The sequence below is a fragment of the Endozoicomonas sp. 2B-B genome (assembly GCF_053470045.1).
This window is the reverse complement of record NZ_JBLZMU010000001.1, coordinates 4183849-4206227: the sequence shown is the minus strand read 5'-3', so window position 1 is coordinate 4206227 and position 22379 is coordinate 4183849. Positions and strand designations below refer to the sequence as shown.

The following is a 22379-nucleotide window of genomic DNA, read 5'->3' as shown; positions in this document are numbered from 1 at the left end:
GTACAAAGGATCAGAAATGAAAGACAACGATGTGAGTAATAACCAGGATCAATGGGCGTTTGAAACTCAGGCTATCAGGACTGGCGTCATACGCAGTGGTGAAAGAGAGCACAGCGAAGCTATTTATCTGACTTCCAGCTTCACTTATGACAGTGCCGAGCAGGCTCAGGCTGTTTTTGCCGGAGATGAACAGGGCAATGTTTACTCACGGTATACCAACCCCTCAGTAAAAATGTTTGAAGAGCGTATGGCGGCCCTTGAAGGGGGAGAGTTGGCCTGTGCCGCCTCTTCAGGCATGGCGGCTATCCTGGGTATGTGCATGGGGTTGTTGAAAGCCGGTGATCATGTGATTTGCTCTCGGAGTGTTTTTGGCACGACGGTCACCATTTTTGCCAAATACCTGGGCAAATTTGGCGTAGAAACCACTTTTGTTGATTTCACGGATTACCAGCAGTGGCGAGATGCAATGCGTCCTGAAACACGTCTTTTGTTTCTGGAAACGCCTTCGAACCCTCTGGGCGAAGTAGTGGATCTGGAAATCATGGCCGCCATTGCTCATGAGAATGATGCTTTACTGATGGTGGATAACTGCTTCTGTACACCGGCTCTGCAGCAGCCTCTGAAGCTTGGGGCAGATATTGTCGTCCACTCTACCACCAAGTTTATCGACGGTCAGGGACGCTGCATGGGGGGAGTAGCTGTCGGCAGCAAGGAACTGATCAGTGAGATGCATCTCTGGCAACGAGCGGCTGGTGCTTCAATGAGTCCTTTTAATGCCTGGAATTTCTACAAGTCCCTTGAAACACTTAATCTCAGGGTCAATGCTCATTGCTGCAATGCAATGGCTCTGGCCCAATGGCTGGAAGCGCATCCTGCTGTTGAAAAGGTTCACTACAGTGGTCTTGAGTCTCACCCTGGTCACAGTTTGGCGAAACGTCAGCAGAAAGCTTTTGGTGGTGTTCTTGCCTTTGAAGTCAAAGGCGGTCGAGAGCAGGCCTGGAAAGTGATGGATGCGGTAACCTTTATTTCCAGAACCGCTAATCTGGGTGATACCCGCACAACGATCACTCATCCGGCCACCACCACGCATTGTCGTCTTTCTGATGAAGACAGAGCAAGAGCCGGTATTACCGAAAATCTGATCAGGGTGGCTGTAGGTCTTGAGAACCTTGAAGACCTCAAGGCTGATCTTGAAATAGGATTAGCCCAGCTTTAAATAAGCTCCCCGTAACAGAAAAGGAATTCTGTTCTTTTGTGTCGATTGACCGATAAAACAGCCTTGAGTACAAAAAGCAAAGTCTTCAAAATAATAAGAACGGTTCCCAATTAATGAATGAAGTCAATCAATGTATTCATGCGCTGAATACGATTATCCGTGGTAAGGACCTGGAAATTCGGCTTGCGGTATGTTGTCTTCTTGCCCGAGGTCACCTGCTCATCGAAGATCTGCCCGGAATGGGTAAAACAACGCTGGTTCATGCACTGGCCCGGGTTATGGGCCTGGACTATCAACGGGTGCAGTTTACCAGTGATTTGTTACCTGCTGATATTATCGGGGTCACCGTTTTTGATAAAAATACCGCCAGCTTTGCCTTTCAGCCCGGGCCGGTTTTTTCCCGGCTGTTGCTGGCAGATGAAATCAACAGGGCTTCACCCAGAACGCAAAGTGCCTTGCTTGAAGCCATGGAGGAGCGTCAGGTTTCGGTAGATGGTCAGCCGCAATCCCTGCCCGAACCTTTTTTCGTGGTGGCAACCCAGAATCCTGTCTATCAGGAAGGCACTTTTCCCCTGCCAGAATCCCAGCTTGATCGGTTCTTGATGAGATTAGAGCTGGGCTATCCCGACCCTGAATCAGAGAAAGCCATTTTGAAAGGCGAAGCCGGCAGGGAGGAAATGAATGCGCTGCCTGTCATCTTCAATGCAGATCAATTGATCAAGGCTCAGAATGCATCAGCCCGGGTACATGCCGGAGAGATGTTATTGGATTATGTCATGAGGCTGATTTCTCGTACCAGGGAAGTGGGATGCTTAAATGTTGGACTCTCGCCACGAGCGGGGCTGGCATTAATGGCCGCCGCAAAAGCCTGGGCCTGGATGGAAGGTCGGGACTATGTTATTCCCGAGGATATTCAGGCTGTGTTTGTCTCTGTTGCCGAGCACCGATTACATGCAAAGGAAAAAGGTCAATCGGTCAGGGAGTTGCTGGCTACCACTCAAGTTATGGGATAACAGGTATGTCAGAAGGCGTTGTAAAACGGCGATATCGTCAATGGCTTGATCGACGCATTCCTCCGGCTACCCGGGTGACTCTGGATCAAAAGCGGATATTTATCCTGCCCACAAAAGGGGGCTACATCTGGCTGTTTGTTGCTGCCCTTATTTTTATTCTTGCCGCCAATTATGCTAACAGTCTGGCGTTCGGTCTGTCTTTTTTTATGGTCAGTCTGTTTATGCTGTCCATTCTTCATACCTGGAGAAACCTGGCGGGCATCACTCTGATTTCAAAGTCTGCCGGTTCGGGACATGTTGGGGATCTGATACCGGTTCATCTGCAATTGCAGACAGGTGAGCGAGGTCGACAATCAGTGAGATTAGGCTGGCCCGAAAATGAGCAAGTGATCTATTCATTCGAATCGGATCTGGACTTGAGCCTGAGGGTAAAAGCAACATCCAGAGGCTGGTTTCGTCCAGGAAGGATGAGAGTAGAGAGCCTGTATCCTCTGGGATTTTGCAGAGCCTGGAGCTGGGTTCAACTTGAAATGCACACACTGATCTATCCCCGACCTGATTACACCCACCCTGTTCCAAGCCTACTGGGCGCGGGGGAGGAAACCGGTGTCCAAACACGATCAGGGCAGGATGATTTTGCCGGCTTTCGCCGCTTTAAAGAGACGGATCTTGCGGGTCATGTTGACTGGAAAGGGTATGCGAGAACCAGTGAGCTGAATACCAAACTGTTTGAAGAGCCTATTGGTCATGAGGTTAAGCTCTCCCTGGAGCATAATCCCGGCGTAAGTCTGGAAGATAAACTGTCTGTTCTGGCTGGATGGTGTCTGAGATGCGAAGCCACTAACAAACCTTTCAGCTTGTCTGTTCCCGGGACAGAGTTGGCAGCCAATAGAGGGCGCAAGCATTTAAAACAGTGCCTTGAGACTTTGGCTCTATTTGCTTCTGGCTCTGACAGGGCTTCGGGCAGTGTAAAGTCAGGAGGTGGTCGTGCTGAGTAATGCTCAGGTGAGCAGAACCTCAACACTGTGGTTAACTGCAGCCCTTCTGTCAGTTCTGTTGCCCATTTGGAAGCAAGTTCCGACGCTGATTATTTTACTGGGTTGTCTTTCAGCAGGCTGGCGGATTACTATTTTGTTGGGTAGAGGGCAGTGGCCACCTTTTTTGTTGCGTCTGGGACTGATTCTGATTGCACTGGTTACGGTGATAGTCAGTTTCAGGCCGTTGATATCTCTGGAATCATCGGTCTCTGTTCTGGCAGCAGGGTATGCACTCAAACTGTTGGAAATGAGAAGCCAGCGTGATGCGCTCATTGTGGTTTACATCGGCTATTTTCTGGTGGCGACAGCCGTTCTTTTCTCCCAGTCGTTACTACAAACACTCTACCTGATGTTTTGTCTGGTGATGTTGATCGCTGCCCAGCAGGGCTTGTTCCGATCAACGAATGCGGCACCTGTTGTTTCCAGTATAAGGTTTGCAGGCCTCCTTGTTTTGCAGGCAGCTCCTTTAACCATTCTCCTGTTTGTCCTGGTGCCCCGGATGGGGCCGCTCTGGTCAGTCCCCCTTCCCGATAATAGTGCCAGAACTGGCTTAACCGATGCCATGACGCCAGGCGATATAGCAAGACTCAGTCGTTCAGATGAGCTGGTGTTTCGGGCACGCTTTGCTCGTGATGTACCACCACCTCGGCAAAGATACTGGCGGGCTGTGGTTCTGGATCAGTTTGATGGCAAGACCTGGAAGCAAACGGACAAGCCTTTTTCTGTTGCCGCCATGTCGCAGAAAGATTGGGTCAGCAGGCAACCTGAAATTGAAGGCTGGTGGAAGAATCGTCAGGGAAGCTATCAATATGAAGTGATGATGGAGCCTACCGGAAAACCATGGATGTATACATTGGGAGCTGCTGGCACAGTGGCTGAAAACAGCTTTTTATACAGGACAATGAGACTGGCATCGGAACGACCGATTGACAGCCGATTGTTGTACTCACTGGATGGGATGTTGCCTCAGGCTCGATCTGTCTTAATGCCTGACTGGCTTGCTGCCTTGAATACTCAGATTCCGGATTTTGGAAATGACCGGAGTCGACAATATGCCCTCAGGCTGTTCAACCAGGCAGGTCAGGATCCCGTCAAAATGGCGGCTCGATTGCTGTCGCTGTTCCGTCTGGATGATTTCTACTACACCGTTGCACCGCCTTTATACGATCAAAACTCTACGATTGATGAATTTCTGTTTGAAGGTAGGCGAGGTTTTTGTGCCCATTATGCCGGAGCATTCGTTTATCTGATGAGGGCTGCGGGTGTTCCGGCCAGGGTCATTGGCGGTTATCAGGGTGGAGAGTTTAAGAAAGCTGATAACCTGATTCAGGTTCGACAGTTTGATGCTCATGCCTGGGCTGAAATCTGGGTGGCAGGGCAGGGCTGGGAAAGGTTTGACCCAACTGCAGCGGTTTCACCCCAGCGAATAGAGTCTGGTCTGGAAGCGGCTATCGGTAACTCCGAAACTTTTTTGCCAGACAGTCCTTTGTCTCTCTACCGTTACCGTGAGTCAGGCATTATTAACAGAGTCAGGCTGGCCTTTGAGAAGGCAGAATATCAATGGCAGAGATCGGTCGTGAATTTCAAGCAGGATCAGCAGGAAGCGTTCATGAGAGGCCTATTGGGTGATAAAGATTTTTATTGGCGACAAGGGATGGCTCTGACGATAGGGGTAAGCGTGATACTGACTATACTGTCCCTGACTTTACTGTATCGCCGACAGACTCTGCCTCCGCTCCAGGAACTCTATGCCCGCTTCCTGAAAAAAATGGCTAGAAGAGGCTTTGTCCCTCGAGAGGGTGAAGCAGAGTTGAGTTTTGCCCGTCGTATTTCCCAATCGGATGACTCGCTTGCAGAACCTGTAATGTCGTTTTGTGAGGCTTATATGCGAGCGGCTTACGGAGAACAACATTCGGAAATGGACGAGTTGAAGCGGCTTTTGGCTAATTTTTAGGGCTAGCAGCCTGTCGGACTTAAGACTGTCCTACTGCGGTTGCAATAAATTGGTCTAAAAATCTCTGTTTCTTCGTCAAATAGCTCGCTATTCTCCTCAGAAACAGAGATTTTTATCCTCAATTTCTTGCAATCCTCGCTACGGACGCTTAAGTCCGACAGGCTGCTAGATGATTTCTCGTTTAGGTGACTTTGGCATCTTCTGGCTCAGATAATGGTTAATATATCGCTGGGTTTCCTGACCTTTTTCAGTGCCGGGGCAAACCAGATACACTTTTGGCGGTTTGGTTTCATAAGGGTGACTGCTCATGTATCGGCTGATGGCTACACAAACAATGGTCGCTGCTCTTTGTGGGGAAAGGTTCATTTCAGAGCTGAAAATGGGGATGGCTATGCTCGACAGATTTTTCCTGTGAGCGGCTTCAATGGTGGATTGGTAGGCGGCGACCAACTCTGAATGAATATTCCCGGAACCGACATGTGGCAGCATGGCATGAACCATGTGACTGAAGCCCCTGTCCTTCAGTGCAGGGCTGGGTGCAATGACGGCCAGTCCTGGTTGCACCTTTTTAATAGCTTCCAAAAAACCTTTTTTTGCCAAACTGCTATCAATTTCGGAAAGCTGCTTCAGTAAAGCCGTCTCATTTTCTGATCCTTTGGGGGTGTGAGGGCAGGCAATGGCTTGAATAGGTGGGGTTTGTAATTCATTCATTCGGCTGATATCTCCGGACATCAAAAAGAGCTCTTTTCCCAGCAGCTGGTCAGCAGGAATTCTGACATCCGTTTGCATCAGAGTGTCTGTAGATTGTTGCCCTGAGGGAGTGATAAGAAGCTCAAGAGGCCTGACAAAATCGGCAAGTTTGTGAGCCCCTCCAACAGGATGTCTCAGAGTCAGATCATTCAAAACAGCTGGCCAGTTAGCGGCGCCCACCCGGTTCACAAGTTTGGAAAAAGCCTGCATGTCTTCCAGCGTTCCCTGTTTGTAGGTTTTGATTTGAAGGCGCCTGGCTTGGGTTAGCAGTTTGTTCCGAAATTCAGATAACAGGTCGGTCTCTTCAGTGAGTGAGCTGACATCAATACCAATGCGGGCAAAGTCAGTCCTGAAGTGTTGAGCGGCTCTATTAATCCTGGACCTGGGACTATCATGGCGTTTGATGTCTCGAAGTCTTATGCCCGAATAAGGATTGTCGCCTCTGGCTCTGGCTTCCTGGAGCAGGGCGGCAGGGTCTTCCAGTACCCGGGTTTTCCGGTTCCAGGTAAAGGCTGAGCGCAGTTTGTGTTTTACCCAGCTTTTGAAAATCTGCCAGTTGGACGCCGAACTGACCGAGTCAGACGTTGGAATCATGCTTAAGCCAGAAAATCTACTGATAGTCTTCAGTATAATCAGTTCATTCCTGATCTCGATTTACAGGGCTAAAAGGTATCTGGCAAGGCTGGCTGACAACGTCAGCCGGATAAGTTATCGACTTTCTGACGAGTCTTTCTGCTGGCTGGAAATACGCTGTCAATTTTTCCACTTCGGCAACCAGGCTTAGAAAAAAAATCCCCGCACAATGACGGGGATTTGAGGTTGACAATCAGGTTACTGATCAGCTTGCTTTGGCGATAACATCATCAGCTGCCTTCTGGTAGGACTCTACCTGATCAAAGTTCAGGTAACGGTAGACTTCACTGGACATGGAATCCAGATTTTGAGCGTATTCCATGTACTCATCAGCTGTAGGAATCTTACCCAGAATCGCGCCAACAGAAGCCAGCTCGGCAGAGCACAGGTATACGTTAGCCCCGTCACCGAGACGGTTCGGGAAGTTACGGGTAGACGTTGACAGTACTGTAGCACCGGGTTCTACCCGTGCCTGGTTACCCATACACAGTGAGCAACCCGGGATTTCGGTACGTACACCGCTGTCCTGATAGATGTTGTAATAGCCTTCTTCTTCCAGTTGGGCCTTGTCCATCTTGGTGGGAGGAGACATCCAGAAGCGGGTTTGCAGAGGGGCCTTGTTCTGCTCCAGCAGTTTACCGGCTGCACGGAAGTGACCGATGTTGGTCATGCAGGAACCCAGGAAAACTTCGTCAATCTTGTCGCCAGCCACGTCAGACAGTGTACGGGCATCGTCCGGATCGTTGGGAGCACACAGGATAGGCTCTTTGATTTCAGACAGATCGATTTCAATCACTTCAGCGTACTCTGCGTCAGCATCAGCGCGCATCATAACCGGGTTGGCCAGCCACTCTTCCATCTTGCGGGCACGGCGCTCCAGAGTACGAGGGTCACCGTAACCTTCACTGATCATCCAGCGCAGCATGGTCACATTCGACTTCAGGTATTCGGCGATGGACTCTTCAGACAGAGTGATAGTACAACCTGCAGCGGAACGTTCAGCAGAAGCGTCAGACAGTTCGAAGGCTTGCTCGGCTGTCAGGCTTTCCAGACCTTCGATTTCCAGGATGCGGCCGGAGAAGGCATTTTTCTTGCCTTTCTTCTCAACGGTCAGCAGGCCTTGCTTGATACCGTACAGTGGAATGGCGTGAACCAGATCACGCAGAGTGATGCCGGGCTGCATTTCGCCTTTGAAACGAACCAGAATGGACTCCGGCATATCCAGAGGCATAACACCGGTGGCCGCAGCAAAGGCGACCAGACCGGAACCGGCAGGGAAGGAAATACCCAGTGGGAAACGGGTATGAGAGTCACCCCCTGTACCCACAGTGTCTGGCAGCAGCATACGGTTTAGCCAGCTGTGGATGATACCGTCACCCGGGCGCAGGGATACACCACCACGGTTCATAATGAAGTCTGGCAGAGTGTGGTGAGTTTCAACATCAACCGGCTTTGGATAAGCCGCCGTGTGACAGAAAGACTGCATCACCAGGTCGGCAGAAAAGCCCAGGCAGGCCAGATCTTTCAGCTCATCACGGGTCATTGGGCCCGTGGTGTCCTGAGAACCGACGGTGGTCATTTTTGGCTCACAGTAAGTACCGGGACGAACGCCTTCAACACCACAGGCTTTACCGACCATTTTCTGAGCCAGGGTAAAGCCTTTCTCGGAGGCTTCAGGAGCAACAGGGCGACGGAATATCTCGGAATGTCCCAGACCCAGAGCTTCACGGGCGCGGTCGGTCAAGCCACGACCAATGATCAGGTTAATACGGCCGCCAGCTTGCACTTCGTCCAGGATGACATCGGATTTGAAGCCAAATTCAGACAGTACTTCACCGGATTCGGACAGGATTTTGCCGTCGTATGGACGGATCTCGATCACATCACCCATGCCCAACTTATCAACGGGGGCTTCGAAAACCAGTGCGCCAGCATCTTCCATCGTGTTGAAGAAGATGGGTGCTACTTTTCCGCCAATACAGATACCGCCTGCACGCTTGTTAGGTACGCCCGGAATATCATCACCGAAGAACCAGAGTACAGAGTTAGTCGCGGATTTACGGGAAGAGCCGGTACCTACTACGTCGCCCACAAAAGCAACGGGCAGGCCTTTGGCCTTGATGTCGTCGATCTGCTTCAGAGGGCCGGTAACACCGTGCTCTTCAGGTTCCAGACCGTCGCGGGTCATTTTGTACATGGCTCGGGCATGAACCGGAATGTCTGGTCGAGACCAGGCATCAGGGGCAGGAGAAAGGTCGTCGGTGTTGGTTTCACCGGACACTTTGAAGACGGCAACCTTGATGCTTTCCTGAACCGCTTGACGCTGGGTGAACCATTCGGCGTCTGCCCAGGACTTCAGGACAGCTTTAGCATGGGCGTTTCCGGCCTTGCTTTTCTCTTCGATGTCGTGGAAAGCATCAAACACCAGCAGGGTGCTTTTCAGTTGTTCTGCGGCCAGCTCTGCCAGTTCGGTGCTGTCCAGCAGTTCAACCAGCGTCTCAATGTTGTAGCCACCATGCATCAGGCCCAGCAGTTCAACCGCTTTTTTCTTGTCCAACAGTGGGGATTCTGCCTCACCTGTAGCAATGGCAGACAGGAACCCGGCTTTCACATAGGCAGCTTCGTCCACGCCGGGCGGAATGCGGTTTTCCAGCAGGTCCAGCAGATACTCTTCTTCACCGGCGGGTGGGTTTTTAAGCAAGGCTACCAGTCCGGTGACTTGCTCAGCGCTTAATGGCTTTGGTGGGACACCTTCTGCTGCACGCTCTTCGACATGTTTTCTGTAGGCTTCTAGCACGGATCAACCCTCATCATCTGTGCGGCCTGCCCGTTCACCCTTGCTGTAATGTTTACAGTGATGGGGCGGACAGTTGCTGATGTTCCTGTGAATATAGGTCCTGCACGGTATGGCTGGGCGGGTAAAGAAGAAAGCTCTGCCGGATACTTCTGCTCCTCCTCCAGAACAGGAGTTTACTTTAGATCACTTTCATGCCCATGACGATGTGTGCAGGCATCGTAAACCGGTCGGAATTATTCTGTATAGATTAGCAGTGAAAAGAACTGTAACCTTCGCTTATTCAGCCAACCGGCGGCGCGGGCAGTATAGCGGATAGCGTTATTCAAGTTAAGGGAAGCCCGCAATCTTTGATATAAATTTGGTGAATACTGGTTGAATCGGTCGGAAAAGCCCTTGTTGCGCCGGTTTTTTTCGTATATCGCTGATTATTACCGCAAATAATGACTGCCATCTGGTCTGAATGAACTTCGATGTCTATTCATTGAAATGACTTAACCCAACTGATCAAGTGATCGGTTTAAGTAGGTCAAGTTCCCATAAAGGTGGGGCAGGGGCATTAGAATATGATGCACTATGATGCCATTATTGTGGGTATGGGGATTATGGGATGCGCTGTTGCAGCCCGACTGACCCAAGCTGGTTTAAGTGTGCTTTGTCTGGAGCAATATGAGTTAGGTAATAAAAGAAACAGTTCTCACGGCCAGACCAGACTCTTTCGACTCTCTTATTTTGAAGACTCTCGCTACGTTCCCCTGCTTAAAGAAGCTCTGGTCGACTGGCAGGATATCAATCGTGTTACAGACGGGAAGATACTCTCTCTGAACGGGCTGCTAATTGCTGGTGATCTGATGTCAAGCCAGACTTTAAAGGGAGTTTTAAGCAGTGCCTCTGAGTATGATCTGGACGTTAATATCCTGAAAGGCAGTGAATGCAGCGAACTTGTTTCCGGTCTGAAAGTCCCTTCAGTCTGGACAGGCATACTGGACCGGCAAGCCGGGTTTTTGGATCTTGATAAGTCATTGCAATATTTCCTTGAAGTATTGAGAAGTCACTCAGGTCAGATACTGGAGAACACTTTAATGGAGTCATTTAAGGAGCATGATAGTGGCGTTGAGGTTACAACCAGTAAAGATGTTTTTTCCTGTTCACACCTGGTCGTAACCGCAGGCTCCTGGCTGAACAGCATTGTCGGTGGAAAGTATCCGCTGGAAATTGAGATGAATCTTCAGTATTGGTTTAAGAGCAGAAACAGTGAGAATTTGTCAGCGGATGCGCCAGCTTTTGCCTTCGACACTCCCGATGGATTTTATTATGGTGTGCCTCAATATGGCGCTGAGCGACTGGTGAAGATTGGCAGACACAAAACGGGTTTTCTGTTGGATAATCCTGAACAGTTGCTTCAAGATTCTCGCAGAAACCTTTCAGAGATCCAGTCAGTTATTGAAAAGTATTTGCCAGGGGTGGTGCCTGAAGTTATCAGGGAAGAGCCATGTCTTTACACTAATAGCCCCGATGGGCATTTCATTATGGAGGCATTACCGGATCACCAGAGAGTCATTGTAGCAGGGGGCTTTTCAGGTCATGGCTTCAAGTTTGCCCCTGTGGTAGGGAGTATTATTAGAAAAATGGTTTTGGAGGAGCCACTGCCTGAAGTATTGGAGCTTTTTAAGCACTCAAGGTTTCAGAATATGTAAAGAAGCAAAAATAAACTATGGCGCTTTGTTTATTTATGAGAAAGGCAGTTATGTGCTTAGATCTTTAACAACCCTTAGACTTCCTTTTTTCCATAGTTCAAAAGTATCTAATATTGATTCAAGATCCTGAATGTAAATATCTTCCTTAGAAAGCTTGCTAATGTATTTTCCATTACCGATATAAACCACACTATGAAAAACTAAAGGTTTTCTTTCAGTGTGGGAAGTATTGTTTGTTATTTGCACAATGTCTCCAAAGTCTAAATCCTTTTCTCCAGTAAATTCATAAATTTTTATGTTCGAAAGCGATTCGTAAAAAGAATCATGAGTGTTATCTCTCGTAGATATTAAAACTGAAAGCCCAAAGCTCAAATAATAAGCAAAGTCGTGACATACACCCTCTATTTTTGATTTATCATCTGGATAGAAAACAGTGCAAACATTTCTAAAGCCTTTTGTTATGATGTCAGAGAGTCTCTTTATTAATTGTTGGTTTTTTTCTTCTTGTTGTCCTGCACAATGTTCTATAAAAATCTCATCATTTTCTGAAACGGAGTCACAACCTGAGGCTTTGTCAATATGGTAATAAGTCTTGCCGTTTAGAATAAATGGATAGACTTTAAAGTCTCCCATATTGTCTCTATTAGTTACTTTATATTGGCATATCTCCAGTTTTCGATTTACTGGCTGATCAGTTTGAGAGATGGATGGGATGTCCATTGCTGGTTGAATTGATGCCGTGCTATTTTGAAATGGTTGCATGGTTCTTCCTTGATAACAGATTGAATGATTAATTAAATCTGTATAAAAAGAAGATGTCACTAACATTCGAGTCAGCGAATATAACAAAGAACTAAAGGGAACATCGGTTATGTCATACTTCGTCTTTGGGATGATTCGGTGGGTCGTGCTATCTGGATTTGTATTCTTCTGGAAGGGAATGATGATCGGCCGGGAACCAGCCGATCATTTGTGCTGGTGGTTTCAGAGACCTTTGATTTTGTCGTAAGTCTTGTAGAGAACGGCTTCTTCTTTGGAAATTCGCTTGCTTAACGCCCTGATGATATTGTTGCAGTCCTGCTGAAAGTTTTCGATGGTGTTATCACCATTTTCATAAAGGTTGAAAAAAACCATCACTTTGGCAGAAATCTTATCCATATCAAGCGCATAGTCAGTCAGAGTAGACTTCAGGCTTTCATCGTTCTCGGCGGCTTCTCTCAATACGGGATACAGGAGCCTATCTTCTTTGTTTAAATGTGCTAGCAGTATTTTTTTGGCGGACAGTATCAAATCCCGACCTTTCTGGTTACCAATGCCAATATCACGTGCTTGTAAAAGTAAGTCACTGATTTGCACATGTTCGCTTTTGAATTCCTCAATTAACTGAGACATTTTTGTTCGCTCCCTGAACATAATGGTTACTAATAGTTTAGGAGGTGATTGCCAGATTTGTCTCAAATCATTAATTATTTACCGTTATGTGTGACTGACTTACCATCCGGGAGTTTTTCATGGGGGCGTTATCTTTTATTGCCCAGACTCTTCGAGCTGCATGACGATAAGAATTCGTGCAGATATAATGTGGAAATTTCAACCACATCTTCTGGGATGAGCCAATGACAACGGCAAAAGATACTGTTTGGGGAATGAACCCTGATCGCGCGATGGCCAGACAGCTTGCCGTTCGTGATATTCCTTCTTTGGTCTATGACGCTGTCAACCTTGAAGGGGTTGCGATGACTCTACCAGAAATTCAAACATTATTAGATGGGATAACTGTTGGAGGCCACAAAATAAGTGACCAGAATATGGCTCTACATCAGGCAGAGGCTTGGAAATATCTGTTTGCACTGGCTGCTGAAGGAAAGTTCTCTTTTTCCAAAGACGTTGCCCTGGCAATTCACAACATTGCGGGTAAAGCAGAAGCTCTCGTGTGGGGGGCTTTTCGAACTGGTAACGTCACGATAAGTGGATCAGCATACGAACCTCCCTCGCCCAATGAGCTGGATAACGTCTGGGCTGAGATTGAGTCGGAAATCGCTACTTGTAACGATGTTTATGATATGGCATTTACCGCTTTTTTGAGAATGGCAAGAGCACAGTTCTTCTGGGATGTGAATAAGCGTATGGGGCGATTTATGATGAACGGTATTTTGCTTTCTCATGGGTTTCCCATTGTCAATGTTCCAGCAAAACGTCAGAAAGAGTTTAACCAGTTGATGCTTGATTTCTATGCAACGGCAGACACAACCCGGATGAATAAATTTCTGAGATCGTGCCTTAATGAGAAAATTATTGAAAATTTTAAATCCGATCCATCGAACGGCTAAAAAAAATCATGGGATTGCCTTTGGATGAGGCATTAAATGGTTGGGTAAGAGTCATTGTGCTAAAAAAGGAGAAAGCGAAGATGTATCACTTCGCTTTCCAGAACTACTTTTTTAGCTTTCGATCTCGTAACAGGGGACATAATGACTGCCCGGCAGCTTCATTCTGAATTGTTCTACAAAAGACTGAAGCAGGCTATCGACCTGTTTCATCAGTTCAGGCTCTCCCTTTAATTGATAGGGGCCTTTTGCCCTGATCTGGCAAACGCCTTCTTCTTTTATATTGCCTGCCACAATACCTGACATGGCGCGTCGAAGATTGGCCGCCAGAATATGGGGAGGCAGCTGGGTATTTAACTCGAGGTTCGCCATGTTTTCATGGGTTGGGTCAAAGGGGGTTTGAAAGTCCTCGTCAATTTGAAGCAACCAGTTAAAGTAGTAGGCGTCGCCATGCTTTCTGCGATAGCGCGTAACCTGCTCCAGTCCACTTCTCATCACCCGGCTGACTTCCAGCGGATCATCAATAATAATCTGGTAGCGTGACTGGGCTTCTTCCCCCAGTGTGTTGCCGATAAATTCATCAATTTTTTCAAAATATTCCCTGGCGGCTTCTGGCCCTGTAAAAACCAGTGGGAAAGGGATTTCCCTGTTGGCAGGGTTGAGTAAAATGCCGAGAATATAGAGAATTTCCTCACAGGTTCCCGGTCCACCCGGAAAAACGGTGATACCATGACCCAGACGAACAAAGGCCTCCAGACGCTTTTCAATATCCGGCAGGATAATCAACTCGTTGACAATAGGATTGGGGGATTCGGCCGCAATAATTCCAGGCTCTGTTAAACCAATGAATCGTCCACGGGACATTCGCTGTTTGGCATGACCGATATAAGCCCCTTTCATGGGGCCCTTCATGGCACCCGGACCACAACCTGTGCAAATGTTCATGCTTCTCAGGCCCAGCTGGTAACCCACTTTCTTGGTATATTCATATTCATGTCGGGCAATGGAGTGTCCGCCCCAGCAAACCACAATACTGGGAACCTGTTGGGTAATAAAAGCGTCAGCGTGTCTGAGAATCTGGAAAACCAGATGCGTGATATCCGTGGAACTGTTTACAGCAAAGCGAGGGTCTTCTGTGATGCGAGACGACACATAAAGTATATCTCTGAGGACAGAAAACAGGTTTTCCCGAACGCCGCGAATCAGTTTTCCAGCGACAAAGGCGTCGGCGGGAGCATTAATTAATTCCAGTTTTAGTCCGCGGTGTTCCTGAACAATACGAATGTCGAAATCCTGGTATTGCTCCATGATTTCTTCGGTGTCATCACCTTCCTGTTCACAGTTGAGTATGGCCAGGGCGCACTGCCGGAACAAACGATGCAACCCTTTCTGACTGGTGTCCTGAAGGCTGCTGACCTCATGGTTTGAGAGAACACGCATGGAGCCTACAGGGTTAACAATAGTGGAAACAGTATTTCTGGCGGTCATGGCACCCCCTGGTTTTTTTTATCGTGAAAATCGTCCAGCGATTTGGATAGCAAAGTGGTTCTGACCTTGTGGCCATGTTATTTAATCGGCCACAGTCTGATTATATGTGGATATAAGACATTTTTTCAGTCTTGACGGATTGTTCATCCTCTGACAAATTGGGAGTGTTAACACCTTGTTGAGAGCCGAATGGTTGACTCACTGGCTCACATTTCATTTCGGCTCTTTCAGGCTTTGCCAGAGGTAGTGAAAATGGCTAAACAAAGAGTAGTGGGCTATCTGAATCATCACCATGTGACCTTTTCAACCCATCGCCAGCCATCCGCTTTTACGGCTCAGGAAGTTGCCGAACAGGCACAGATCAGTGGTCATAATTTGGCCAAAACAGTGATGATATCTCTGAACTTTTGATACTGGGTTGGCAAGACTTTCAGGAGCTCGTGCATCCGGTTGTGCTCTCGAAGAGACAGAGAGATACGATTGCGTGAAAATGTCTCACGGTAAAATAAAACGAATATCCGGAGTCTGGTATTTATGCCATCTAACCCAGAACTGCAGCCTGCATCAGAAAAGGTCATTATTGTCGATGAAAGTAACCAGGTGCTTGGTGCTTTACCCAGAAGCCAGATGAGAGAAAAGAAACTTTGCCACCGGGCTACTTACGTCTTTGTTTTTAACAGTAAAGGGCAGCTCTACGTTCAGGAAAGGACGTTGAGCAAGGATATTTACCCGGGTTATTTTGAGCCGGCAACGGGAGGCGTAGTCGCTGAAGGTGAGAGTTATGACGTGGCTGCCGTCAGGGAACTGGCGGAAGAGCTTGGCATAGAAGACACACCTTTGGAGCCTCTGTTTCACTTTTACTTTCAGAATGATGACTGCAAGGTTTGGGGGAGGGTCTACAGCTGTCAATATGAGGGGGAGCTGAGGTTGCAGGAAGAAGAAGTGGCAAGGGTAATCATGGAGTCGCCTGAAGAGATTCGGTCAAACCGCTTCAACCGGACATACACACCAGACAGTCTCGTGGCTCTTGAACGTTTGATGAATCTCTATGGTGACAGAGAAATATCTGCCTGAACTTTCCGGTCAAATCGACATCATCTTAAGTATTGAGGCCCACTCACGCTTGAGCCCCGGGTCAAGAAAACCTTTCGAAGATCTGGAAAATACAGGTTGGCTAAGCAGCGATGCATAGCTTGAGAAAGAGTTTGAAAGCAAGAAGTTCTCTTCTTCCAGATGGCCCGTTTCATCGGTTGGAGAGATCTTTATTTCCTTATCTTCATCATCGATTGCTATAGGCAAGTCTTCATTGACGGCAGTGGACTTTTGATCAATCGTTGGGTTGTAGGGTGTATCCAAAGCATCGAAAAACTCATCATCTTCTTCCATGCCAGATATTGTCTCAGAGGCCGTGTTGTTTTCGATGCTGGTTTCGGCAACCGGGCCTTGAGATGTCAGCATGGTCAGCAGGTTGGGCTCAACAGGTCCCCTCACTTTTATCAGTAATTCCATAACCCGATCAACCTGCTGATTTGCATCCTGAATCTTCTTCAGCAGCAGAGGTTTGCTTAAGTAGGCTGACTCATCAGTTCGGGCAGTTTTCAGATGCTGTTCAACCTGATTCAGGATTCTCATGCGATCATTCAGACTCAGCGCTTCTCCCTTTTGAAGGTTAAACAGCTTATTGACTGCTTTCACGAAAGAAGCCTTTTTTTCCTCTGTCATCAAAAGATCTTCTGTGAAAATCCCTGCAAGTTCCGGATGGGGTTCTTCTGTAACAAGATCAGCCAGGACGGAAATAGCTGCCTCTCTCATGACCTCCGGGGTTGAGGGAGTCTCTATCAAATGCCTGAGGCGACGAACTTCCTTTTCTAACGTTACACCTTCAGCTAGCTCATCCCTTACCGCCAATTCCACTTTCACCTTAAGAGCTGATGGGTTGCCCTGCCTGATACCAAGGTCAAGCATTCTTGCAGCCTGTCTGGGATCCCCTGACTCAATCAAAAGTTCAGCGGCTTCTTTAAAGCGACCATGCTTGATCAGCAGGATTTTAAGAAAATTCAGAGTGCTATGAGCTTGAATGTTGTCATCTGTCCAGAGGTTTTGAAGAAGAGTCTGTATCGGAAAGTGTTCCAGTGAGCGGGCAACGATGTCCGGATGGCTTTGGTCAAGCAGGTTTAATAATGAGATGAGATGATGAGGGTCTGCAAAGTAGGGATGGTGACTGACCAAGTCTTGAATAAGATCATTCAGCTGCTTTGTTTTATAGAGATTGTTCTTATTGCAGTCGATAAGCAGCTTGATCAATTCTTCTGCTTTTTCCGGATTGGATTTATAGGCAAACTCGGCTAAACGGAAGGCAATGGCTTTTTCCTCGGGCGTGTTTTTAGGGAGGTTTTTTGCCAGATGGATCAGCCATTCAGTGTCAGTCACCAGTTTACTGGCATTTTCGATGTCCTTTCTTTTCAACAGCTGTCTGTATAGCTCAAAGGCTTTCTGTCGTTCAACGACAATCAGCCTGTGTGCGACACTCTCAAGCCATAGCCATTGCTCATCATCCGCTTCTGCAGCTTCCCTGGCGTAGAAAGCTTCAGGGATAGCCTGCAGGGCCATCATGCAGTCACTTTCATGCTGAAATCTTTCCTGATCCCGGACAAAGTGGAGCAGGATCCGGCAGGCAGCCTCGTCACCTCTTGCCGCTTCTATGCAACGTTTTTCCATTAATCTTGGCACCATCCTTACTGGCTGGGCTAAAGCCTGGTCTTCTGAGATGATGTCACTGAGCACTCTACTGAAGGCATCGGGTACAATGAGTACACCCTCTTCTTTTTTGAGTGCTTCTATATGCTGGTGGTGAAGTGCAGGTGACACTTCATCTGACGTATTGCCTGATTGAGATTGACCTGGTATTGAAGCATCTTGAGTGTGCATCTGATTCAGTCGCTCATAGGTGACCTGATCGTGATCTTCTATTCTGGTTGCCGGTTTTCCAGGGAGCAGACCGGGTATCTCGATTTTGCATGCGATAAATTCAAACGGCCAGCCTATTTGCAGTCCTGTTCCACCTTCGTAGGGAACCAGGCGTGTTTCTTTGGCTGTTAGCGCTTTTTTTACCAACCACCCAGTCAGACTTCCACCTGAAACCCTGATACCGTGTTTCAAATCTTTTATCATGACTTCGCCGTGCTGCATAAAAGCGAAGATATCGAGATGAACAGGTTTTGAGAAGAGAGGAGCTAATAGCCAACCAATGTAGGGGATGTTTCGAATGGTTTTGGGGTGAATGATCAGTGAGCTGTTGAAGGTTCCATTATGAGTATCATCGAAGTGCTGAATGTTGACTTTCTTAACCTCCAGCAGGGCAGGCCGGGCTGACTCGTTGACAAGCTTTAACGCATCGAAAGCAAGTATGGATGTTTGTTTTGGTGAAGCTTTAAGCAGGTCGAGAGGTTTGCAAAAGCGGACGCCTTTCATGGTCAGCTTTCCTCTCTCATAACCTACTATGCAGTCTGATTCTTTTGAAGGGTCAGGTACTGCCGTCAGCTCTTCATAAGAGTCCAGATTTTCATATCGGACTTCAACTCTTTCAGCGGAAAGTTGCACCGCTGTTCGATCCTCGGAAGAGGAAATGAATGAGTTTTTCAATATCTGGGAGATGCTGATATCGGTGCCGACTGAGATAGTCGTGTTCTCGAGTCTGATTTGCAACGTCAGTGGAGGTTTATCTTTAACCGGAATTTCAACCGTACAGGAAAGATCCCCTACTTCAAAATGGTTTTTTGTGGCTTGTCCATTGATTAAATAGCTCTCTGATGCCTGGACGACTCTTTTCGAGTCGAAGTTCAGCGCTGTAATTCTAACGGGCAGATCATCGCCATTCTTTATGAGTATCTCATTAAAGTTGAATGGAGTTTGCTCTCCGTCGACAATGACCGCCGTATAACTGCACAGCAAGTCATATAATAAAGAGCGCCACTGGCGTCTTTCATCCTCACGGCTGATCTCAATGCCAGCCTGATGATTGACGAAATTATCAAGCTTTGATGCGACTTTCTCGAAACCTGCTCCAGGAAGGTTCGCCAGTGCTCCGACAGCTCTGCCTGGAAGATCTTTCAGTAAACCAAGGTAACCGGTCTGCTTTTCCGCTTCTTCAGGTTCAAAATCCTTAGTAGGAGGGAGTGTCGAGTTTTTCTTGCCGATGTAACTTTTGTACCATCGCCGGAAGAACCAGGGGCGTCTTTCAGCTTTTCGCTCATTAATCTGAGGGGATTGAGGTGCCCGTTGATCAGATGATTCGTGGCTCAATTGACTCCTGGTGCTTGTCTCACTGATTTGTCTGCCCAGATGGTCCTGTCCAGTGAGTGGAGAAGGGGGCGGATTACGATCGCCAGAAGATCTGGAGGAAGGGGGCGAGTTGTTGCTGCCAGGTGTAAGAGGTGATGACATGTCGCTGCAGTCCGTTATGAGCTTTCGGGTTCATCAGCATTTCAGTATTTATTAACACAGCTTAGCTGATAGCAATAGAGCTTGGCAGCTTGGCTGAGGCGGTAGGAGAAATTGTGTTTTTGCGCTGCTAAAAAGTGTCGAATGAATGGCAGATTGTCAAAGGAAATGGCTGGCATTTTGCAGCGTGACGAAAATTGACTTAAAAAAAAATTCTTATGCTTCAAAATTCTTGATTGCAGATGGACAGCAATCTTCAAGAAGTCAATACTTAGTTCGCTCACTAATGTGTCCTAACGGGGGTCTCCCTCGTTGTTAGAGCATTGAATCATGTGCCGCCCCCTAAGGGGCGGCACAGTTCGTTGTGGGGAAAGAAATTTCCAAGTCCGGGTCGATCTGATTGAACTCAACGCTTCCTCACAGGCTTTTTACGTGCGGTTTTCTTTGTGCTTTTCTTTACAGGCGATATCTTTACAAGCGATGTCTTTACAGGCGATGTCTTTTCAGGAAATGCTGCTTGGCGCACATCTTCGAAGGTTGTGGCAAAGTGAATGGTCATATCTTCTCGAATATAATCCGGCAGTTCATCGTAATCTCTTCGGCATTCTTCCGGAATGATCAGGGTATGAATACCTTGTCGTTTGGCTGCTATGACTTTTTCCCTGACCCCGCCAACAGCCAGAACTTTTCCGGTTAGAGTCAGCTCTCCGGTCATGGCTAGAGAGGCGGGCTTTTTGCTCGTGGCAAGAGATAATAGTGCGGTTGCCATGGTAATCCCGGCTGAAGGACCGTCTTTGGGAGTTGCGCCTTCAGGCACATGAAGATGGATAAAGGCTTTTTCAAAATAGGCTTCCGGAATGCCTAATTTTTCAGCTTGGCTTGAAACAAAGCTATAAGCTATTTCAGCAGACTCCTTCATGACATCCCCCAACTTACCGGTCAGTTTGAAGCCAGCTCGCTGATGATGAATAAGGCTGGCTTCTACTGGCAGGGTTGCGCCTCCCATGGCAGTCCAGGCCAGACCTGTCACTACACCAATGCCTTCAATGCGCTTCTCTTTTCTGAAGTAAGGTGCACCCAGATAGTCAGATAGATTCCTGCTAGTCACACTGAGACTCTTACCGGTGCCTTCAAGCAGTTGAACAACGACTTTGCGAATAATTTTATGAAGCAGTTTTTCAAGGTTTCTCACGCCAGCTTCCCTGGCATAGCCCTCAATGACTGCCTTAAGAGTGAGGTCGGAGAGCCTGATCTGGCTCTTTTTTAAACCCGACTGTTTCAACAGTTTTGGCCACAGGTGATTTTTGGCGATAGCCATTTTTTCTTCTGTGATATAGCCTGAAAGTCTTATGACATCCATTCGATCCAGAAGAGGGCCGGGAATCGTGTCCAATTGATTGGCAGTACTGATAAACAGCACTTTTGAAAGATCGATTCTCATGTCCAGATAGTGATCGAGAAACTCACTGTTTTGTTCCGGGTCGAGCACTTCCAGCATTGCGGATGCGGGGTCTCCACGATAAGAGGCACCGATTTTGTCTATTTCATCCAGCATGATAACGGGATTGGCAACATCGACTTCCTTAAGGGCCTGAACCAGTTTACCCGGCAGTGCACCGATATAGGTCCGGCGATGACCTTTAATCTCTGCTTCATCCCTCATGCCGCCCAGGCTGAAACGATAAAACTTTCTGCCTAAAGCACGGGCGACGGATCGTCCTATGGACGTCTTACCAACGCCGGGAGGGCCTGCCAGTAACATGATAGTGCCTGATATTTCCTGTTTGTAAGCACCAACAGCCAGAAACTCGATGATTCGGTCTTTGACGTCTTCAAGTCCATCATGATCTGCATTTAAAATTTTTCTGGCATGGGCAAGATCAAATATGTCTTCGGAGTATTTGCCCCAGGGGACCGAGGTAGCCCAGTCAAGATAGTTCCGGCAGATGGCATATTCAGGGGAGCCCACTTCGAGAATTGAGAGCTTTTTCATCTCGTCATTGATCTTTTTAAGGGGCGTTTCCGGAATAGCCAGCTCGGCAATCCGTTTTTCAAATGCCTCAATTTCAGCCGTTCTGTCGTCTTTCGAAATGCCAAGCTCTTTCTGAATGACTTTCAGCTGTTCTTTCAGAAAAAATTCACGTTGATGCTTGCTGATCTTGCGGTTTACCTCAGCGTTAATCTCACCCTGAAGGCGGGCCACTTCCTGTTCCTTGCGGATGAGAATCAATACTTTCTCCATTCGACGCTGAACAGAGAACGTTTCAAGGACTTCCTGCAACTCCTTACCCGGCGCAGTGGTGATGGCGGCTGCAAAGTCCGCCAGTGGGGACGGGTCTTTTGGACTGAATCGATTGAGGTAATTTTTCAGTTCTTCGCTGTAGAGCGGGTTCAGCGGGATTAATTCTTTGATGGCCTGAATCAGCGCCAGTGCGTAGGCTTTGATTTCATCGGTGTCATCTTCGATATTGTCAGGGTACTCTACCTGAACCAGGTAGGGTGGGCGTTTTCGAAGCCATTGCTTGATACGAAAGCGCTGCATGCCCAGAGCGATGAACTGGATCTGGTCGCCTTCCGGAAGGATATTATGAATTCTTACGGTGCAGCCCACCTGCGGGAAGTCTCCCGGACTGACCACATCGCCAGCTCCTGTCATGCCAGCAACATAACTGAGTCCCACTACTTTATGTGGGCTCTGGGCGACCCGATGAAGTGTTTCTTCCCACTCCTGACTACTGAATACCAGAGGTTGAACCTGTGCCGGGAAAAACGGCCGGTTTGAGACAGGGATGAGGTAAAGCTTGTCAGGCAGAGCGTGTTCCGGGAGCACCAGTCCGGTACCCATATCCTCTACCTGTTCATCAGCTGAAATAACTTCGGGTTCCTGATTGTCCTGATCTGTCATAGTCTTTTCGGATAACGTCTCGGAATGAATAGTAAGCGGATAATGACTATCTGGAGTCATCTCCAGTGATTTCAATAGGCGATGTAATTAAGTATGGTTGAGTAAAATCTGCGTGCCACTCAACT

General features: G+C 47.8%; 15 protein-coding genes. 8 read left to right on the top strand and 7 right to left on the bottom strand.

The genetic code is table 11. The features are described 5' to 3' along the window. Nucleotides 1-16: 16 nt before the first annotated feature. The 4 genes from ACOMHB_RS16180 (at nt 17) to ACOMHB_RS16165 (ending at nt 5220) form a co-directional block, all read left to right on the top strand. Complete coding sequence (locus ACOMHB_RS16180; protein WP_448217392.1) at nt 17-1216, top strand: O-succinylhomoserine sulfhydrylase; 1200 nt, start codon at nt 17-19, stop codon at nt 1214-1216. Nucleotides 1217-1329: 113 nt separating this feature from the next. Next, nucleotides 1330-2229 (top strand): AAA family ATPase, encoded by a 900-nt coding sequence (locus tag ACOMHB_RS16175; RefSeq protein ID WP_448217391.1) that lies wholly within the window; start codon nt 1330-1332, stop codon nt 2227-2229. Between the two features lie 5 nt (nt 2230-2234). Further along, complete coding sequence (locus ACOMHB_RS16170) at nt 2235-3227, top strand: DUF58 domain-containing protein (protein WP_448217390.1); 993 nt, start codon at nt 2235-2237, stop codon at nt 3225-3227. Next, complete coding sequence (locus ACOMHB_RS16165; protein WP_448217389.1) at nt 3217-5220, top strand: transglutaminase TgpA family protein; 2004 nt, start codon at nt 3217-3219, stop codon at nt 5218-5220. The genes ACOMHB_RS16170 and ACOMHB_RS16165 overlap by 11 nt, the downstream gene beginning before the upstream one ends. Nucleotides 5221-5385: 165 nt before the next feature. Here the strand turns inward: ACOMHB_RS16165 and ACOMHB_RS16160 are convergent, their stop codons facing one another. Together ACOMHB_RS16160 and acnB are read right to left on the bottom strand one after the other, a co-directional pair. Then, nucleotides 5386-6564 (bottom strand): macro domain-containing protein, encoded by a 1179-nt coding sequence (locus ACOMHB_RS16160; RefSeq protein ID WP_448217388.1) that lies wholly within the window; start codon nt 6562-6564, stop codon nt 5386-5388. 244 nt (nt 6565-6808) lie between these two features. Then, on the bottom strand, nt 6809-9400 hold the full coding sequence (gene acnB, locus ACOMHB_RS16155; protein ID WP_422134170.1) for a bifunctional aconitate hydratase 2/2-methylisocitrate dehydratase: 2592 nt from the start codon (nt 9398-9400) through the stop codon (nt 6809-6811). Nucleotides 9401-9963: 563 nt separating this feature from the next. Here acnB and solA point away from each other — a divergent pair. Then, the gene (solA, locus tag ACOMHB_RS16150) at nt 9964-11094 is read left to right on the top strand and encodes an N-methyl-L-tryptophan oxidase (RefSeq protein WP_422134169.1); all 1131 of its coding nucleotides are present in this window, start codon (nt 9964-9966) and stop codon (nt 11092-11094) included. Between the two features lie 48 nt (nt 11095-11142). Here the strand turns inward: solA and ACOMHB_RS16145 are convergent, their stop codons facing one another. Both ACOMHB_RS16145 and ACOMHB_RS16140 read right to left on the bottom strand, forming a co-directional pair. Further along, complete coding sequence (locus tag ACOMHB_RS16145; RefSeq protein WP_422134168.1) at nt 11143-11856, bottom strand: hypothetical protein; 714 nt, start codon at nt 11854-11856, stop codon at nt 11143-11145. A gap of 222 nt (nt 11857-12078) precedes the next feature. After that, nucleotides 12079-12486, bottom strand: coding sequence for a hemerythrin domain-containing protein (locus ACOMHB_RS16140; RefSeq protein WP_448217387.1), 408 nt, complete (start codon nt 12484-12486; stop codon nt 12079-12081). Between the two features lie 224 nt (nt 12487-12710). On the opposite strand from ACOMHB_RS16140, the gene ACOMHB_RS16135 reads away from it, so the two are divergent. Next, nucleotides 12711-13424, top strand: a complete 714-nt coding sequence (locus ACOMHB_RS16135; protein WP_448217386.1) for a Fic family protein — start codon at nt 12711-12713, stop codon at nt 13422-13424. 111 nt (nt 13425-13535) lie between these two features. On the opposite strand, the gene ppnN is transcribed toward ACOMHB_RS16135, so the two are convergent. Next, complete coding sequence (ppnN, locus tag ACOMHB_RS16130) at nt 13536-14909, bottom strand: nucleotide 5'-monophosphate nucleosidase PpnN (protein ID WP_448217385.1); 1374 nt, start codon at nt 14907-14909, stop codon at nt 13536-13538. Between the two features lie 252 nt (nt 14910-15161). On the opposite strand from ppnN, the gene ACOMHB_RS16125 reads away from it, so the two are divergent. Together ACOMHB_RS16125 and yfcD are read left to right on the top strand one after the other, a co-directional pair. After that, complete coding sequence (locus ACOMHB_RS16125; protein ID WP_448217384.1) at nt 15162-15320, top strand: hypothetical protein; 159 nt, start codon at nt 15162-15164, stop codon at nt 15318-15320. 123 nt (nt 15321-15443) lie between these two features. Next, nucleotides 15444-15983: an NUDIX hydrolase YfcD gene (gene yfcD, locus ACOMHB_RS16120; RefSeq protein WP_422134164.1), complete on the top strand. Its 540-nt coding sequence runs from the start codon at nt 15444-15446 to the stop codon at nt 15981-15983. Nucleotides 15984-15992: 9 nt separating this feature from the next. Here yfcD and ACOMHB_RS16115 read toward each other — a convergent pair whose 3' ends face one another. Then, nucleotides 15993-19211, bottom strand: a complete 3219-nt coding sequence (locus tag ACOMHB_RS16115; protein ID WP_448217383.1) for a hypothetical protein — start codon at nt 19209-19211, stop codon at nt 15993-15995. A 544-nt stretch (nt 19212-19755) separates the two neighbouring features. Next, nucleotides 19756-22254, bottom strand: coding sequence for an endopeptidase La (gene lon, locus ACOMHB_RS16110; RefSeq protein ID WP_448217382.1), 2499 nt, complete (start codon nt 22252-22254; stop codon nt 19756-19758). Between the last annotated feature and the right edge of the window lie 125 nt (nt 22255-22379).

What these genes read in the sequence shown, in the direction of transcription:
- ACOMHB_RS16145 (WP_422134168.1), bottom strand. Translation starts at nt 11,856, where the DNA reads ATGCAACCATTTCAAAATAGCACGGCATCAATTCAACCAGCAATGGAC.
- ACOMHB_RS16125 (WP_448217384.1), top strand. Translation starts at nt 15,162, where the DNA reads ATGGCTAAACAAAGAGTAGTGGGCTATCTGAATCATCACCATGTGACC.
- ACOMHB_RS16170 (WP_448217390.1), top strand. Translation starts at nt 2,235, where the DNA reads ATGTCAGAAGGCGTTGTAAAACGGCGATATCGTCAATGGCTTGATCGA.
- ACOMHB_RS16180 (WP_448217392.1), top strand. Translation starts at nt 17, where the DNA reads ATGAAAGACAACGATGTGAGTAATAACCAGGATCAATGGGCGTTTGAA.
- ACOMHB_RS16175 (WP_448217391.1), top strand. Translation starts at nt 1,330, where the DNA reads ATGAATGAAGTCAATCAATGTATTCATGCGCTGAATACGATTATCCGT.
- lon (WP_448217382.1), bottom strand. Translation starts at nt 22,254, where the DNA reads ATGACAGATCAGGACAATCAGGAACCCGAAGTTATTTCAGCTGATGAA.
- ACOMHB_RS16140 (WP_448217387.1), bottom strand. Translation starts at nt 12,486, where the DNA reads ATGTCTCAGTTAATTGAGGAATTCAAAAGCGAACATGTGCAAATCAGT.
- ACOMHB_RS16160 (WP_448217388.1), bottom strand. Translation starts at nt 6,564, where the DNA reads ATGATTCCAACGTCTGACTCGGTCAGTTCGGCGTCCAACTGGCAGATT.
- ACOMHB_RS16135 (WP_448217386.1), top strand. Translation starts at nt 12,711, where the DNA reads ATGACAACGGCAAAAGATACTGTTTGGGGAATGAACCCTGATCGCGCG.
- ppnN (WP_448217385.1), bottom strand. Translation starts at nt 14,909, where the DNA reads ATGACCGCCAGAAATACTGTTTCCACTATTGTTAACCCTGTAGGCTCC.
- solA (WP_422134169.1), top strand. Translation starts at nt 9,964, where the DNA reads ATGATGCACTATGATGCCATTATTGTGGGTATGGGGATTATGGGATGC.
- yfcD (WP_422134164.1), top strand. Translation starts at nt 15,444, where the DNA reads ATGCCATCTAACCCAGAACTGCAGCCTGCATCAGAAAAGGTCATTATT.